Below are 17,751 nucleotides of genomic sequence, written 5' to 3'. Positions count from 1 at the left end.
AGTTCATCCGTGGTAAGATGGGTGTAGGTCATTTGTGGTCACTCCTTTGTATTCTTTGGTCGGAATTACAAGTTGAGTGTACCACAAATGGCTGTTTTAGTTGTCTAGCTTAATTTTACAATCGGCGAAGTAAAAAAAAAACTGAACCTCTAACTTATTTTTTAATATCATCTATTAAGCAGCAAATCAAATGTTTTTTCTATGTGAAAGATTGTGAGATTAACTTCGAAAAAAATATAAAAACTCATACCAGTTTCGTGTAAAATGTTAATATCGACAAAAACACTAGCACGGAGGACTGTTATGAGCTATACACTTTTTACCATAGAAGAACGATCAAAAAATAGAGGTACCTTTATCTAGAAGGATATAAACCCTCTATAATCGCAAATACTGCTAAAAGCCATCGTCAAAATAAGGGAAGAAAACTAAAGTATACGTCAGATTTAATTGATGATATTAAGAAAAAACTAGAGGAAACTTGGTCCCATGAACTAATTGGTGGACGTGATATTAAAGGGAAATTATCTCTTAAAACCATCTATCATTGGATTTGCAAGGGGATTATCAACGTTTCTTTAAAAGTACTTTGTTAAAAAGGTAAGCGTCGCTTGCCAAAAGAAACACGTGGCAAATTTTACATTGGGACTTCTATTTCCCTATGACCTAAATCAGTTAAACTCCGGTAAGTGTTTGACCATTGGAAATTAGATACCTTCGTTTCCTCTAGAAATAAAAGCAAAGGTTGTCTCGCTACTTTTACAGAAAGAAAAAGCCGAATTTATGTCGCCTGATTAATGCCTGATCGTTCAAAAAAAGCAATGAAGATGGAGATATAATAACTCACCAACACTTTACCGCAAGCTGCTTTCAAAACCTTTCAGATAGAGGTAAAGAATTCGCTTGCTATGATGATGTTGAAGACCAAAGCATCGATTTTTTATTTCGCAGATGCCTATAGCGCTCGGCCAGAGGCTTTTTTCGCTAACCCTATTGGCAATCCAATAACGAATAATAGCTCGATCTGATTAAAAACTGTCCAACCGCCCGATTCAATAATCGACCAAATATTTCGCCATAATGTTCCTTCTGCTGCTAGAGAACCAATAATCATTTCATTTTGAAATAAAATAGCCAACGAAAGAATAATTCCGGCGAATGAAAATATTAATACAGGAACGAACATCGCTCCACCGAATCGCTGTACCTTTTACATCAACTTTACTCACTCCTCTTTAATAATTTATATTAATAGTACGAGAGAATTAACTTATTAGCAACCGTTTACAACAACCTTGGGACGAGTTCCTGATAGAGTTTATAGTTCCAGTGTGTGGAAATTGTTGCAGGGTCAGTATGAAAAAAGACAATTAATTTCACTCACTTCTTTAGCAATTTTTGTATATTTCTTTTATCTTTACAACGAATCACTTAGAATTTTGATTATACTATGCCACTTTGCAATTGCTTCGTGCTATTATATGAGGATCTTTTTGTAACGCGATTTGACTACTAATAAAAGTTTGCAAATATTATCGATGAATAACAAAAATGCCATATCTACACTGGTGATAAAGTGAAGATATGACATTTTAATTATCTTGCTTATATTTTCTATACAGATTTTTTATGCGCTTCAGCTTCTTCTCCCGGAACCTTTAAAATAGCTCCCGTTGCACTTCGTTTAAAGAGGTATATGTTTTAAACTTTCCTTCTATCCCATCTAGGCTTGTCTCTCCCTCCGGCACAAAACAAACCGTTAGTCCGGCTGCTAAAGCTGACTGTAAGCCCGAAGAAGAATCTTCAACAGCCATACTTCTATTGACACTTACACCAGCTTGTTCTAATACTTTTTTATAAATTTCTGGATGAGGTTTAGCATGATTTACTTCATCTCCAAACACCATATAGTCAAAATATTTTGCTAAGTCAAAACGCTTCAATGTTGCCAGACCGCGCTTTTTATATGACGAGGTAGCTACACCTATCTTTAAGCCGTTGTGATAAGCGGCAAGAATCATCTCACGCGCTCCGTTTTTAGGGCGACTGTATCTTTTTCTAAAGCATCATAGTAATATGCTTCACGTAAATCTCTAGCTTCTTGCACTAATTGATCGCTGCCTAAGTAATTTTTTATAATCTGATTATTATGTTTAGTGCTTTGTCCACGCATCACTTCAAAAACAGATTCATCCACCTCATGTCCGTAACCTTTAAGGACTTCAACCCAACCTCGACGATAGACTTGTTCACTATCAACTAAGGTTCCATCTAAATCAAATATAATTAATTCTAGCTGCTTGATATTCATCTTAATCCCACCACAGCTTAACAATTGCTTGTGTTCCTTCATCTGCATGACCTATTTCTGCTAATTGTGTATACAATTTATGTGCCAATTGTGTCATCGGCAAGTCTAAAGACATCTTCTCTGCTTCATCGCCAAATACTTGATAGGTGAAATACTTTAAAAGACCGAATTGATCTAAGGTCGCCTTTCCTCTATCTCGATAAGAAGACGTTGCGACGGCTAAGGTAATCCCTTGTACAAGCGCTTCCTCGATTAATTCTAAGGCCCCTGGCATAAGCTGAACCTCGTTGTTGTTTAAAGCGTTGAAGTAATATTCTTCACGTAAGTTTCTTGCTTCTTGGACGAGGATATCGGTCCCTAAGTAAGATTTGATATATTGATTATTATGGTGTCTACCTTTACCGCGCATGAGTTCAAAATCTGCTACTTCTACGTTATGTCCAAAATCTTTAAGAACAGTCGCCCAACCCATTTGGTACACGGACTCACTATCAACTAAAGTTCCATCCAAATCAAATATAATTAACTCTGTCTTAGCTATTGAATTCTCCGTCCCACCATAACTTCACAATAGCTTGAGTTCCTTCATCTGAATGCCCTGCCTCAGCAAGTTGCGTGTATAATTTATGCGCTAATTCAGTCATGGGTAACTCCAGTTCCATTTTCTTAGATTCATCTAAAGCGATTTTTAGATCTTTAACAAAATGTTTGACGAAAAAGCCGGGTGAGTAGTCATCTTGAATAATTCTTGGCCCATAGTTATCTAAAGAACGGTTACTTGCCGCACCAGAACCAATGGTTTTCACTATTTTATCTAGTGGTAATTCGGCTGTTTTTGCGTAAGTCATCATCTCTGCTAGACCTAACATCGTTCCCGCAACCATAATTTGATTGACCGCTTTTGCGTGTTGGCCCGCTCCATGCTCACCAAAATGCGTCACATTCGTAGCAAAGGTATCAATCACTGTTTTTGCTTTTTCAAGGTCTGCTTCATGACCACCAACTAATACAGCTAGACGACCTTCGCGGGCCCCAACATCTCCACCTGTCACAGGTGCATCTAAGACACCAACATTCAACTCTTTCCCTTTGTCTGCCAATTGAACAGCGAGAGATGGTGTACTTGTTGTCATATCAATGAATAAACTCCCTGAATGTGCTCCCGCAAACAACCCAGTCTCACCATAATAAACTTCTTCAATGTCTTTTGGATAACCAACAATTGTAATAACAAGCTCAGCAGCTTCCGCTACTTCTTTTGGTGTGTCTAACCATGTTGCTCCTTGTTCAACTAAATTATTGGCTTTTGACTTTGTTCGATTAAAGACAAATAATTCATGACCTGCTTCTAGAATATGTCCAGCCATACTTTGCCCCATGACACCTAAACCGATAAATCCAACTTTCATGTTATGCCTCCTTGTGATGTATAAAGCGCTTTAGGGGTATTATAACATAGCTTCCATTCCCCTTGTATTTATCCAATTGCAAATTGGATAACTTATTTTAAGATGAATTTCATTACAAAAAGAGATATTTCTAAAAGAGCTGAATACTTTTAAAAATATCTCTATTATTTCTGATTCTATCCTAGCTATAAATAATATACAACACTGATTTATTCTAATTAAATTGAAAATTCTAACAAATTATTATTTTATGCTAATAAAATTTCTTGAATAGCATTTAAAATACTATCACTTGCTTCAAAACTACCAATCTCAGATAAGACATGTTTCAATTTTTTATTCGACTTACATATTTTTAAGAGTGATTCTTTATCTAAATTAGACATTTGTGCTTGTTGTAAGAAACACATAATTTTATCCAATCTAAAATTATAACTATCTACTGAATGTATTTCTTTAAATGCTATGCTGATTTCCTTCTCAGGGGCATATTCAGGTATTTCTATATCTGTTGAGTTTAACTTAGAATTATATATACCGTTAACCTCGATTTTTTTATCATCAACTTTAATTTCAGCTCTATCAATCTTGGCTCCATAAATTTTCAATTTCCATGAACGCGTTCTTGGTATCGCTTTTAAGTTTCCTTTAGTTGGATTAATAATTACTCTTTTATCACTTTGATTAAAATTAATCTTTGTTAGGGCTCCTTTTTCTACTTTTTCTTTCCCAGTGAAATCTTCTCTAAGAATAAATTCTCCTGACGAACCATATCCAATAATCAAATCAACCTTTTTAGGATTATCTATAGAGTTTGTAAAATTATCCAAATTTGCTAAAGGAATAATCGATCCCTCTTTAATAAATAGTCCCATATTTTCTATTGATCGATAAATATTCATTAATCTATCTCCGTCATATCTTAGACCTGATTGTAAGTCGTACCATTTCCCTTCGGGCAGCCACATCTTAAAATGACCTTTTAGCGATTCTTTATCCACTTTCTGTGTAATTGGACAAACAATTAATTCTGACCCAAAATAATACTGATTAGGGACTTCAAAACTATTATCATCGTCCGAATGTTTATAATACATCGGTTGAATTAATGGTAAACTACTTTCATTTGAAAGAACATTCATGCTATAGATGTATGGAATTAATTTATGTCTCAATCTTAAATATTCACTCATTAGTTCGCTATAAGGGGCACTATAATTCCATGGTTCTTTTACTAAAAATTCTGAATTAGCACTATGTAATCGATTAATTGGCGAAAACACTCCAAACTGAATCCACCGTAACATTAATTCATCATCACGAACTCCATGACGATGCCCACCAATATCATGGCTCCACCATCCATATCCAATATTAGATGCAGTAGCTGTAAAATAAGGCTGAAAATCAAGAGAATCCCAGCTAATTACTGTATCTCCTGAAAAACCTATTGGATACCGATGACTTCCTGGCCCAGAATATCTCGAAAAAGTAATTCCTAAGTTTTCATTTTTCTGATTGTCTCCAAAATGATAATGATTTAATATCCAAAGTGGATCTTCTGCATCGTTTATATTTTGAGGACCTTGTTGCCAATCTATCCACCAAAAATCAACTCCTATTTTTTCATTTGGGTGGTAAATATATTTAAAACTAGCATCCATAAACTTCTTAGAATAAGGCATAAAATCTATATATTCATCATGTTCCCAATCAACATCTAGATCTCGAGCCATCTCACTATACATCTTTTCAAAAGGTCTTATACCCGCAGCAGGATGAATATTCAAAGTTGTCGCGAAGTTGCGATTTTTTAAAGCTGTTAAAAACCTTTCAGGATTAGGAAAAAGTTTTCTATTCCAAGTGAAACCAGTCCATTTACTACCATAATTTGATGGGATATCAACTAAATGCCAATCCATATCTATAACTGCAACTGAAAAAGGTATCCTTTCTTCATAGAAGCTATCTAATAAATTTAAATATGACTCCTCCGAATACTGATAATACCTACTCCACCAATTACCCAATGCATATCTCGGCAGTTTTGGTTGAGGGCCTGTTAATAAATAATAATCATTTAATGCTTCTAAGTAATCCGTTTTATATCCAAATACATATATGTCTTCTTGATTAGATTCTCTTTCTTTAAACCATCCATCTTCTAATAGAATCGGAGTATTAGTATCGTTTATTACACTAATTCCATATTTTGACATTAATCCTGGTTCTAATTCGGTCTTCCCATCAATAAAATCTAAAGTACGAGCAGTTCCCCCAAGATTCTTTGTCTCGTCTCCATAATGCCAAACACCTCTATATGGATGATTTACTTCGCCATTCAGCTCCACACTAAGTCCGTATGGAGAGAATTCCTTTTTATTATATTTAATAATTAAATCTTTTGTAACGATTTTCAGATGATTTTCTGACTCAAAAACATCAAATTCTGGGGTTTTAAACTTTCTATTTAATACCATCTTAGTTTGTGCGTCTTCAAAGATATTATTCTCAGAATACTCAATACGCACGAGTTTTGATGTTAAAATAGTAAATCTATAATTCTCTCCCTGTACAATCGAGTCTTCATAAGCTACCGGATCAAATTGACTATATTTAGTTTTATGCATAATTTTTCCTCCCTTATTAAATTCTCTATTGAATTTATAAAAAAGAATGCAGTTAACTGCATTCTTTTTCTTAACATATTGGCAATTAATCTCGAATAAATGAGTTTAATTAATCTTTTACTCATCTTCGTCATCAATTTGTTGATCTTTAATAAAATCATTAACATATACTATTTGTTTTTGAGCTTCTTCTATACTACCTCGAATAGTTTCTTTTGTTAATTCTCTATCGTTAAATGCTAATACAATTGTCATAATAAGTGGTAAATTCACTCCAGAAATTAATTCTATATTATACTTCGAAATTTTCTTTGCAAATTCTTGATTAACAGAACCACCTAATAAATCAGTAAAAACGAATATTTGTTCGTCATCATTAAACTTATTTAGTTCTTCAGTAATTTGATCTTCAACTGAGATATTATCAATATAAGCATTAATATCTATTACTTCTACTGTATTTGGAACTATATATTCTAAAGTACTTTTAAATCCTTCAGCTAATTTATGATGTGTAGCTATAATAATTTTTTTCAATATTGTCTCTCCTAACTTTTTTTACTACGGGGCTACTCCTAATATTCCAAAATACGAACCAATTAAAGAGAGAACAATAATTGCAAAAATTATTTTTAAGAACCCCCATTTTTTCTTTTCCATCAACCAATACACTAATCCTGTAAGCAACACAGGTAACAATGCTGGAAGTATTTGATTAAAAACCTCTTCTTGTAAACCCAAAGTAACTTCTCCGAATGTAAATTCTAAAGGTGTATGAACTTTTACTACTGTAGCAATCAAACTTCCTACTACCGTAAGACCCATTACAGAAGCAGCCTCGGTAATAGCTGTTAATTGATCAGCCATATCAGTAATTAGTCGAGCCCCTGAATCATAGCCTAGATCGAATAATTTCAGTCGCATCCAAACAAGCCCAATATTTAAAATCATCCAAACAATTGCCCCAAGCGGATTTCCATCTAAAGCCATATATCCACTGATTGAACCCATTATTGTAGGAAAAAGAACCCATAACAATGAATCCCCAATACCTGATAATGGACCCATTAAAGACGTTTTAATTGATCTTACAGCATCTAATGACTCTGTTCCCTGTTGCTCTTGCATAGCAATATCTGCACCAACTACAAGAGGACCCATGTACGGTGTAATATTAAAATATTCATACTCTACTTTCATTGCTTCTACATACTCATCATCATTAGGATATACTTTTCGTAATGTGTTTGCGACAGCCCAAGCATAACCTGTTCCTTGAAGTGTACCGTAATTGACATTATTACTTCCAATTAATGACCAACGCCATGCTGCACTTCTTCGTTCTTTTTTCGATAATTTATTGGTATTATTTCTTGTCATTTCTTCTTTACTACTCATCAAAATCATCTCCTTCATCAAAACTGTTATTACTTTCTGTTGAAACAGCAACTTTTTGATTTTTCATTCTATTGTAAGTATAAATCGCTAATGCAAATCCAATAATTGAGATAGCTAGAATTGGTAGTTGGAGATAAGCAGCCATTACAAACCCGATTAATAACGCCCATATATAGCGTCCAGTCGGCATATAACGCATTAACATTGCTACCCCTACTACAGGTAACATTCCACCGGCAATATTTAAACCATTTGTAACCCATTCTGGAATCCATTCGATTATTGTTTCAACAGTAGTAGGTCCAAATACGACTAAGATAATCATAGGTATAAATGCCTGCATAGCAACAAAGAAAACACTAATCAGATTAATGTGTTGCATTTTTTTGAATTCTCTTCGTTCTAAGTACATTTTTGATCTCTCAGTGATAAATGAATTTAAAGTACGACTTAAAACATCTAAATTAATTGCAAGTATTCCAACCGGCAAGCCAATTGCAATTGATGCACCTACGTCTATACCGGTACGTGCATTTAGATAAATCGCTACTACAGTTGCCAATGCATAATCTGGGACTGATGAACCACCTAATGCTGCTACTCCAAGACTCATTAATTGAAATGTTCCAGCGATCGCTAATGCTGTTGGAAGATTCCCCATTATTAGTCCTGCAAAAAGTCCAACTGTAACTGGCCAGTGATTCATGATTGTAATTCCTCGATTATCAATCAATGCATACATCGGAAGTAATATTATTAGTATATTTTGTAATAATTCTGGCATGTTATTTTCCTCATTTCTTTAAGTTAAATCATATATATTTTGATAATGGCTCTTCTTTATCTGATGGAGTAAATTGATAGGAAACTGGTATTCCTAAATCTGATAATTTTTTTAAGTTTTCAAGTTCTTCATCAGTTGCGGCAAAATTCTTCTCATATTTTTTTCTTTCATCACTATCTAGCATTATACCTATATTTATTTTTGGTATTTTCACCCCATTATTTACTAATTCTAGTAATACCTCTACATTGTTTACAACGAGTAATACATTATGACTATCATATTTTCCATTGTTAAAATTTGTAATAGCAGTTTCTTTTTCAATTAGCGACATTCCAGTGCCTGCCGGCTTACTTAAGCGCATAGCTGCTTTTCTCGGCTCATCATTAGCAACTTCATCATCAACAACCATAATTCTTTTTGCTTTTACTGAACTAGCCCATTGAGTGACAACAATACCATGTACTAACCTTTGATCTATTCTTGCGAGTACTACTCCCATTTAAAACTACTCCTTTATATTTAAAATATTTTGTTTATTTCTCTTTCCAATTTGCTTCCTTTTTTACAAAACACTGGAATATTATCAAGTGCCACTTTAATATTATATATATTTCCGCCTTTATATTCTTTTCCAGAAAAAACCTCAATCCAATTATTATCTTTTGGTAAGTATACATTTATTTCATTTACTGCTACTTCTACTACTGGAGCGATTAACAATGAACTTCCGAACATATAGTTCGTGGTTTCTTCCCAGGTTTGTGAATCATTTGGAAATTCAAAAAACAAACTTCTTATAATTGGATAACCATATTCCGAGCTTTGCATAAATAATTCTTTTATATAGCTTTTCAGATTTTCCCTTATTCGAATATAATTTATTAAAATACTCTCCACATCTTTACCAAAAGACCAAATTTCATTTGGTGCACCACTTGTTCTTAAACCTCCACCGCTGTCTCCTATCCTTTGAGTGTGAGGTTGTCTATCTCCATGCATCCGCAGTATTGGAGTAAATACGGAATACTGAAACCATCTAATCATCAGTTCTTTAAAATATGGCGTATTGCTATCTCCGCTATGAAATCCTGCTATATCACTTGTCCACCAAGATATTCCACTGATGCCCATGCTAATGCCAATTTGAATTTGTCTTCTCAAAGATTCAAACGAACTATCTATATCGCCTGACCATGCAAGCGCTCCGTATTTTTGAGAGTTGAACCAAGCTGATCTAATTAAGATTGGATTTGCGTTTATTTCACTTCCATCTTGTATTGTGTTGATATAATGATAAGGGTATCTGTTTCCGACTTTTTCTAAATTACCCTCATAAACTAAATATTCATCATGGTTGTAATTTGCCATTTCTGGCTCTGCCTGGTCAGCCCAAAATAATTTAATACCTAAATCCCGATAATTTTTATTCAAAAGCTTTCTAACATGTTTTACAGTGAGCGGATTTGAAAAATCTAGTATTTCTTTACCATCAAAAATATCATCTTTATTATTAACCGCTTTTATAATCATTTGTAGATTATGGTACAAATTATAATATTTACTCTCTTTTGTGACAGTTGGCCAAAGCGATACCATTAAACTAGTATTCGTACCTTTTAGTTTTTCTGCAAAAGAATCAATTCCATCCCAGTATCTCATGTCAAATTCGAAATCTCCATCTGCAGTCCAATGAAAATAATCTATTACTAAAACCGAAAGAGATATACCTCGTTCCAAATATTTACGATACACCTCAGTTATTTCGTCAATAGTCTGATACCTTAATTTACTTTGCCATAGACCCAATAGTTTATCGTTAATTTTTGGAGTTCTGCCTGTCATTTCTGTAAAGTTATTGATTATATCTTTGGGGGTTTCACCCGAAGTAACAATATAATCTATTACTTCGGTATTAAAACCTTTCCATATTTTTTGATTTTTATTAAAGCTTACTTCTCCAATTGATGCATTATTCCAGATAAAACCATAATTTTTATCAGAAATATAAAATGGAATAGATGTTTGAGAATTTCGATGCATCAATTCGTAAGTTCCATTACTTTTATTTAAACTTTCTTCTTGATATCCGCCCAACCCAAAAATTTTCTCTTGAGAATCTCCTTCAAATCGAAGTGTTGCTGAATATGAACTTTCATGTTTAAATTTGAACTCTCTGGGTGTAATATTTAATGACGAAGATGGTGAACTTTCAATAGGTATGTGACTATCTATTCCAATAGTCCTTCTTACATCACTTTGTTTTCTGGAATATTCTTCTAGAATTATTTTCTCTTTATAATAAAATGTTAATTTATTATTTATATATATGACTTTTAAGTCTCCAGTTTTAAGTGATAGAATTCCTTTTTCATTTTTTATTCGTACATTTCCATCTTTATTTTTCTTTAGTTCTTCAATTCCATGTTTATTATCTCTTTCAAAACTATGATTCGGTGAAGAAATAATTCGTACTGAATTGTTTCCCCATTCCTCTACTATTAATATTTGTGTTCTATCTTTAATTACAAAAGAGTTCTCGTTAATTTCTATTGTTCCATCAGAATTAAACATATTCTCCTCCTTTTTAACAAAAATTAATTGAATGATTCATTTACGAATTTAAGTAATTCCTTAAATTTATGAACAGACGACTTCTTAATAAACACTGGAATTTCTTGGAGTGGTGCTTCTACTTTATATGTTCTACCCCCCTCATATTCAGTGTTAGTATAGATATTCACCCAAACTTGATCACCTGGTAAGTAAACATCCCTTTCTCTATGTTGATAATTCATAATTGGTGCAACTAACATATCTTCACCAAATAAGTATGTATTTTCAACTTCCCAAGCCTTTTTATCATCTGGGAACTCATAGAATAGTGTTCTCATAAGCGGTAGCCCATCTTTGTGTGCTTCTTCCATTAACTTATAGATATAATCTTTGATTTTTTCTCTAACATGTAAATATTTAACAAGTATTTCTTCTACTTCTTTTCCAAAAGACCAAATTTCATTCGGTGCTCCAGTAGGCATTGATCCCCCACCGCTATTTGAAAGCGGAGCACTATGAGGCAATCTATCGCCGTGCATTCTCAAAATCGGAGAGAAAACTGAATATTGGAACCATCTAATAATTAATTCTCTAAACTCTGGATCTTTAGGATTACCTCCATGAAATCCTCCTATATCAGTAGTCCACCAAGGTAATCCTGCTATCCCGACGTTTAAACCAGTATTGACTTGATTATTGAATGCTTCGAAACTAGAATCAATATCACCCGACCAGCCTAATGCTCCGTACTTTTGTGCGCCAGCCCATGCCCCTCTTACTAGAGTGACAACAGAATGATCCTTTTCATTCATTCCATCGTAAACCATTTTTAAAAATCCATTTGGATATAAATTTGCTGTTTCTAATGCTTGTCCACTATCGTAGCGATAATTATCAAAATCATAAACAGCATATCCCGGCTCTGCTACATCAACCCAATAATAATCAATACCAATTTTTTTATAATTATCTTTAATCCTATTCCAAACATATTCTCTAGCTTCTGGATTTGTGGTATCTAAAAATACAGTTGTACCTTGGATTAACATTGTCAATCTTACACCTCTATTTACATTGATTAAATATCCACCTTCAAGATAATCATTGTAATTCTCAGCATCTGACTGAACTGTTGGCCAAATAGAAATAATTGGCTCAACATCATATTTTTCTTTTAATTCACTGATTAATTTTTCTGGTTCAGGCCAAAAATCATTATCAAAACGATATTCACCTTGTTTAGGCCAGTGAAAATAATCTATTGCTATTGTAGAAAGTTGAATTCCTTTTTCATCGTATTCCTTCACAACTTCTAAAACTTCTTCTGGTGTTCTATATCTTAGTTTGCTTTGCCATAAACCTAACAACTTCTTAGGCATCAATGGTACTTTTCCAGTTACATCAGCATAATTTTTAGATATTTCTTTTAAATTGTCACCGGTTGTAATCCAATAATCAATGGACTTAGTTGATTTCATATACCATTCAGTAATATTTTTTGCGAAAGTGACTTCTCCAATTCCAGGGTTATTCCATAAGAAACCATAATTTAAACTTGACATATAGAATGGAATTGACATTTGTGAGTTTCTTTGTGCTAGTTCTAATTTGGTATTTTTCAAATTTAAAAACTCATGTTGATATTGCCCCATACCAAATATTTTTTCATTAGGATCCGACTCGAAACGTGTCGTTGTTTCAAAAGCACCACCATAATTCGCCTTAAATTCACGCGACTTTAACTTCAATGTTGAATTAAAGTCTTTCGTAAACTCAACTGTTCCCACATCTTCAGCGCCATCATCGTGTTTCACTGCTCGTAAACGAATATATTCTCTTAATAAGATCTTTCCTTCATTATCATAGAAAGTTATTCTATCTCGATGATCAATAACTGCTTTTATTTTTCCATTTCTAATAGTAATTTCTTCACCACTTTGATTTAAAACTTCAATTTTATTTTTGCTATTTTCTTCTCTATCTAATAATGCAAAATTATTATCATGGAATTTTCTATCAGCAAAAGACCGAACTCTAAACGAATCCTTTCCCCAAGCATCAATTCTTAATAACTCATTATCATATTTTTTTTCAATATAGTTATCATAAATATTTATCATTGTTATCCTCCTGATTTACAAGCTATGCATTATTTTCTTTGTTGATGGATATATCTCTTTATACTTATGGTAAATTTTTTCATACAACTCTACATTCTCTACTATAGGATGAACTACATCGTTGTACTTCACAAAAGCTTCTGTAGCTTCCTCAAAATTCTCGTACCACCCTGCTCCGACAGCAGCTAACATTGCTGCTCCTAGTCCAGGACCTTCATCAATTTCTAATGTCAGGATGTTTGCATTAAAAATATCCGCTTGAATCTGTAACCAAACATCACTTTTTGATCCCCCACCTATAGAAACTACAGAATTAATCGTTTTGTCAGCATAATTAACTAATATATCTTGTGACTCTTTCAAAGAAAAAGTAATTCCTTCTAAAACTGATTTAACAAAATGATTAAATGTATGGTTCGCATCTATCCCAATAAATGACCCTCTAATTTCACTATCAAAATATGGCGATCTTTCGCCTGTAATATATGGTGTAAAGAATAATCCTTCACTTCCAGGACCTACATTTTCGGTGCCTGTCAATAAATCATCGAAGTTAACATCTTTAGCAAAGGTTTTTTTAAACCAATCTAAACTATATCCAGCGGCTAATGTAACTCCCATCGAGTAATAACGATTTTGAATAGCATGGTTAAAGTAATGTAATTTTCCTTTGTACTGTTTGTCAGTTTCATCTTCAAATGAAAGGAAAACTCCTGAAGTTCCAATACTCACCATTGCGGTTTCATCGTTAATTATTCCAGCTCCTATTGCTCCGCAAGCGTTATCAGCTCCTCCGGCGAAGATTTGGATTTCTTTTTTTAATTTGAATTTTTTCATTATTGAGTCTTTTATTTTCCCTACATACTGAGTAGATTCTTTTAACTCAGGTAAAAAATTTAAAGGAACATTAAATTTATCGCAAATTGCTTTTGACCACTTCTTTTCCCCTATATCTAAAAGTAGTGTTCCTGCAGCATCAGAATAGTCAGTATAAGTATTCCCAGTTAAGTATAAACCTAAATAATCTTTTGGTAACAAGATCTTATCTACTTGTTCCCAAACATTTGGTTCATTTTCTTGAATCCAAAGAATCTTAGGTAATGTAAACCCCTCTAATGCTACATTTTTTGTGATTGTTAGTAATTCTTCTCCATACTCATCCATTATTCTATTACATTGCTTTGTAGTACGTACATCGTTCCACAGAATTGCATTTCTTAAAACTTCTTTGTTCTTGTCAATTAAAACTAAACTATGCATTTGACCAGAAAAACTTATTGCTTCCAATTTTTCTTGCATATCTTCAACTTTTGAAATTAATTGTTCAAAAACTGAATTTAATGCTTTAATCCAATCCTTCGGATTTTGTTCACTAAATCCCTTTTCTTGACTGATAATTGAATATTTACTTGAAGCAGTGTCAATTAATAGACCACTATTATCAAATAATGAGCCTTTTAAAGAACCTGTCCCTAAATCGATTCCTAAAACGTACGACATTCATTACACCCCTTAAGTTAAATAATCGTTAAATACAGATTTAATATGTTCAATATGACTTGATTCCAATTTGATTTCTTTTAAATTTAATGCATACTCGGAAAGTGATTCCAATGTTTCCTTCCCATCTACGATATTCTGTCCGATTCCGTGTGTAAAACTTTTATATTTTTCATCTAAAACGTTAGATATAAACTTATCGTCTTTAATCTTCGCAGCAGCTTTTAATCCTCGTGCAAAAGTATCCATACCCGCAATATGCGCTAAAACTAAGTCATTCATTTCAAATGATGTACGTCGAACTTTAGCATCAAAATTAATTCCACCAGGTTCAATACCGCCATTTTCTAAAATTTCATACATTGTTAAAGTAGTATCATAGATATTTGTTGGGAATTCATCTGTGTCCCAACCAAGCATCTTTTCAGCATGGTTTGCATCAATTGATCCTAGTGCATTATAAGTACGAGCAACACGTAATTCATGTTCAAAAGTATGTCCTGCTAGAGTTGCATGATTTCCTTCTAAGTTTAATTTAAAATCATCTGTTAAATCATATTTCTGTAGAAATGCCATAGCTGTAGCTGCATCATAATCATATTGGTGTGTCATTGGCTCTTTTGGTTTTGGTTCAATTAAAAATTGAATATCATGATTAATAGAATTTGCATAATCCACTGCCATTTTAAACATTTTAGCCATATTATCTAACTCTAACGACATATCTGTATTAAGGAGTGTTTCGTAACCTTCTCGTCCTCCCCAGAAAACAACATTTTTCCCTCCAAGTTTTTTACTAATATCAATTGTTTTTTTAATTTGAGCCGCAGAATATGCATAAACATCAGCGTTATTTGATGTTGAAGCACCATTTAGGAATCTTGGATGCGAGAACATATTTTGAGTATTCCACAATAAATTTACATTATGTTCTTCCATTTTTTCTTTAATATAATCAGTAATAATATCTAAATTATTGAAAAACTCTTCTAAACTTTCCCCTTGTGGAGCTATATCAACGTCATGGAAACAAAAATACTCCATATTTAATTTTGTTAATAATTCAAAGAAAGCATCGACTCGGTTTTTCGCTGTTTCAATAGGGTCCTTCTCATCCCAATTACGTTGGTAAGTTCCTACCCCAAATGGATCGCTTCCATCTTCAGTAATTGTATGCCAAAAAGCTAAAGAAAATCTCAAGTGTTCTTTCATCGGTTTACCTAATACTAACTCATCAGGGTTATAGTGACGAAAAGCGTACATATTTTTTGTTTCTACACCTTCATATTTAATTTTATCTACATTTGGAAAATAGCTCATTAATAATTCCTCCATTTTATACTTGATTTAAGTTAGTTAGTTAGGTAAACTAACTTACAACAAGAGTATAAAACAACGCTTACATAATGTCAATAGGATCTCTGTGTTTTTTTGGAAACACTTTCACCTCCTTGTTTTGTTACTAAAACAAATTATAATTTAATTGAGCTGTTTCCTAATTTTAAAAAATGATTTGTAGCAGTGTTTAAATGGAATTAGTGAGATTCTTGAAATTAAGTTAAGCCGAAAACATCTACTAATTAGTGTGCTTTATGAATGGAGTAAAAATATGGTGTCTGATAAATTTAATATAAGAAAACAGAATGAATCTATGCTACTTAAGAAAATAATTGATGAACAAAACATTTCTAGAGCTGATTTATCTAAATTAACAGGCTTGAATAAAGCTTCAGTATCTACTATTACAAAAGATTTAATTGAGAATAATTTTGTCTTTGAGATAGGAACTGGCAATTCTAGCTCGGTTGGTGGAAGAAAACCAGTCCTTCTTGAATTTAATCCCAAAGTAGCTACGGTTATTGCCATTGATGTTGGCATTAATTATATTTACGGTATACATTCATATTTAAATGGAGAAGAAATTTCATGGTTTGAGGAAACTGATATTACTATATCTAAGGAAAATGTACTTAATCTGATAAATAAAGCTATTGAAGTATTAACAAAAAAAACAGATTTAGAAGTTGTTAGTTTAGCAATTGGGGTGCATGGAGTTGTAAATAATAACGACATCTATTTTACTCCATACTACGATCTAACTGATTTAAATCTTATTGAAGAGCTTACCAAGTTATATGATTATCCTATCTTTATTGAAAACGAAGCTAATTTGGTTGCATTAGGTGCTTACTGTTTTGGTTTAGAAGCACACAGTTTAGTTGGTCTTAGTATACATAGCGGTATAGGCGCTGGTATAGTTAATGATGGCTTACTTCAAAAGGGACAATACGGGGAAGCCGGAGAAGTTGGTCATACTATTCTGTTTCCTGGAGGAGAAAAATGCCCATGTGGAAATCTTGGATGTTTCGAACAATATGCATCAACTGAAATTTTATTTAATAAAATTAAAGGGATATTAAACTTAAATTATATTAATAGCTTATTAGTAAAAAAAGAATATTACAATAATAACAAGGAAGTTGTAAAGACATTAGAAGAAAATGCTTATTTATTAAGTATTGGGATTAATAATATATCTAGCTTTCTGAATCCTCAAACTATAATAATTAACAGTCCAATTTACAATATTATTCCTGAATTGATTGATCAAGTTAAATCAAATTTATCTGGACAGTTTTCTAATAAAATTAATATAAAACCAAGTGCTTTAGGAAAAAAATCAATAGTATATGGTGGTGTTGCATTAGCTAGTCAAAATTTTCTTAATATAAATAAACTAAAATTCATTTAAACTTCGAATTTATTTATCTGCCTAGTTCTTTATAAGTCAGATAATCTTTTAGTTTTAATGAAATAAACTTTGTAAATTGATTACTTGTTTCACTGTTTCATTCGATTACCAGAATATACTTACTTGATGGAGAAGATAGCAAATATCAATTTAGAAACCTATTACCTGAATAATTCATACTTTTAAATATTGAGTTATTCTAGTCGTTATTTTTCAATTTTGGATCACTTTATCGAAATTAAAATATTTTAATCGATTTTCTAAGCTAAAGAAAAACTTTTTAGTCTCATC

Annotated in this window: 14 protein-coding genes and 1 pseudogene; 1 reads left to right on the top strand and 14 read right to left on the bottom strand. The window is 32.6% G+C overall.

Features of this window, described 5'->3' with window-relative positions:
• Nucleotides 1-961: 961 nt before the first annotated feature.
• From FEZ33_RS10060 to xylA, 14 genes and pseudogenes are all read right to left on the bottom strand, one after another.
• Nucleotides 962-1,186: pseudogene (locus FEZ33_RS10060) on the bottom strand (alpha-glucoside-specific PTS transporter subunit IIBC); the annotation flags it as partial.
• A gap of 472 nt (nucleotides 1,187-1,658) precedes the next feature.
• Nucleotides 1,659-2,021 carry an HAD family hydrolase gene (locus FEZ33_RS12895; RefSeq protein WP_138405256.1) on the bottom strand — a complete coding sequence of 121 codons (363 nt, stop codon included), beginning with the start codon at nucleotides 2,019-2,021 and terminating at the stop codon, nucleotides 1,659-1,661.
• Nucleotides 2,018-2,311, bottom strand: coding sequence for an HAD family hydrolase (locus FEZ33_RS12890; protein ID WP_171031362.1), 294 nt, complete (start codon nucleotides 2,309-2,311; stop codon nucleotides 2,018-2,020). Before FEZ33_RS12890 ends, FEZ33_RS12895 begins: the two co-directional genes overlap by 4 nt.
• A 1-nt stretch (nucleotide 2,312) precedes the next feature.
• Nucleotides 2,313-2,831, bottom strand: coding sequence for an HAD family hydrolase (locus FEZ33_RS10045; RefSeq protein ID WP_328590789.1), 519 nt, complete (start codon nucleotides 2,829-2,831; stop codon nucleotides 2,313-2,315).
• Between the two features lie 13 nt (nucleotides 2,832-2,844).
• Nucleotides 2,845-3,720 carry an NAD(P)-dependent oxidoreductase gene (locus tag FEZ33_RS10040; protein ID WP_138405253.1) on the bottom strand — a complete coding sequence of 292 codons (876 nt, stop codon included), beginning with the start codon at nucleotides 3,718-3,720 and terminating at the stop codon, nucleotides 2,845-2,847.
• Between the two features lie 248 nt (nucleotides 3,721-3,968).
• Entirely contained in the window at nucleotides 3,969-6,350 is a 2,382-nt protein-coding gene (locus tag FEZ33_RS10035) for a glycoside hydrolase family 31 protein (RefSeq protein ID WP_138405252.1), read from the bottom strand.
• Nucleotides 6,351-6,467: 117 nt separating this feature from the next.
• Complete coding sequence (locus FEZ33_RS10030) at nucleotides 6,468-6,887, bottom strand: PTS sugar transporter subunit IIA (RefSeq protein ID WP_138405251.1); 420 nt, start codon at nucleotides 6,885-6,887, stop codon at nucleotides 6,468-6,470.
• A 24-nt stretch (nucleotides 6,888-6,911) separates the two neighbouring features.
• Nucleotides 6,912-7,748, bottom strand: a complete 837-nt coding sequence (locus tag FEZ33_RS10025; protein WP_171031363.1) for a PTS system mannose/fructose/sorbose family transporter subunit IID — start codon at nucleotides 7,746-7,748, stop codon at nucleotides 6,912-6,914.
• Nucleotides 7,741-8,532 (bottom strand): PTS mannose/fructose/sorbose/N-acetylgalactosamine transporter subunit IIC, encoded by a 792-nt coding sequence (locus FEZ33_RS10020; protein ID WP_138405250.1) that lies wholly within the window; start codon nucleotides 8,530-8,532, stop codon nucleotides 7,741-7,743. Before FEZ33_RS10020 ends, FEZ33_RS10025 begins: the two co-directional genes overlap by 8 nt.
• A 28-nt stretch (nucleotides 8,533-8,560) precedes the next feature.
• The gene (locus tag FEZ33_RS10015; protein WP_138405249.1) at nucleotides 8,561-9,034 is read right to left on the bottom strand and encodes a PTS sugar transporter subunit IIB; all 474 of its coding nucleotides are present in this window, start codon (nucleotides 9,032-9,034) and stop codon (nucleotides 8,561-8,563) included.
• 20 nt (nucleotides 9,035-9,054) lie between these two features.
• Complete coding sequence (locus tag FEZ33_RS10010) at nucleotides 9,055-11,106, bottom strand: TIM-barrel domain-containing protein (RefSeq protein WP_138405248.1); 2,052 nt, start codon at nucleotides 11,104-11,106, stop codon at nucleotides 9,055-9,057.
• Between the two features lie 23 nt (nucleotides 11,107-11,129).
• Nucleotides 11,130-13,208, bottom strand: a complete 2,079-nt coding sequence (locus FEZ33_RS10005; protein ID WP_138405247.1) for a glycoside hydrolase family 31 protein — start codon at nucleotides 13,206-13,208, stop codon at nucleotides 11,130-11,132.
• Nucleotides 13,209-13,223: 15 nt separating this feature from the next.
• Nucleotides 13,224-14,708, bottom strand: a complete 1,485-nt coding sequence (xylB, locus tag FEZ33_RS10000) for a xylulokinase (protein WP_138405246.1) — start codon at nucleotides 14,706-14,708, stop codon at nucleotides 13,224-13,226.
• A gap of 12 nt (nucleotides 14,709-14,720) precedes the next feature.
• Nucleotides 14,721-16,028, bottom strand: a complete 1,308-nt coding sequence (xylA, locus tag FEZ33_RS09995; RefSeq protein WP_138405245.1) for a xylose isomerase — start codon at nucleotides 16,026-16,028, stop codon at nucleotides 14,721-14,723.
• Between the two features lie 289 nt (nucleotides 16,029-16,317).
• On the opposite strand from xylA, the gene FEZ33_RS09990 reads away from it, so the two are divergent.
• Nucleotides 16,318-17,460: an ROK family protein gene (locus FEZ33_RS09990; RefSeq protein ID WP_138405244.1), complete on the top strand. Its 1,143-nt coding sequence runs from the start codon at nucleotides 16,318-16,320 to the stop codon at nucleotides 17,458-17,460.
• Nucleotides 17,461-17,751: the final 291 nt, after the last annotated feature.

Source organism: Ruoffia tabacinasalis (genome assembly GCF_005864045.1).
GTDB lineage: Bacteria > Bacillota > Bacilli > Lactobacillales > Aerococcaceae > Ruoffia > Ruoffia tabacinasalis.
Note: the sequence above shows the minus strand (reverse complement) of the source record. Positions and strands in the feature narration are given on the sequence as shown.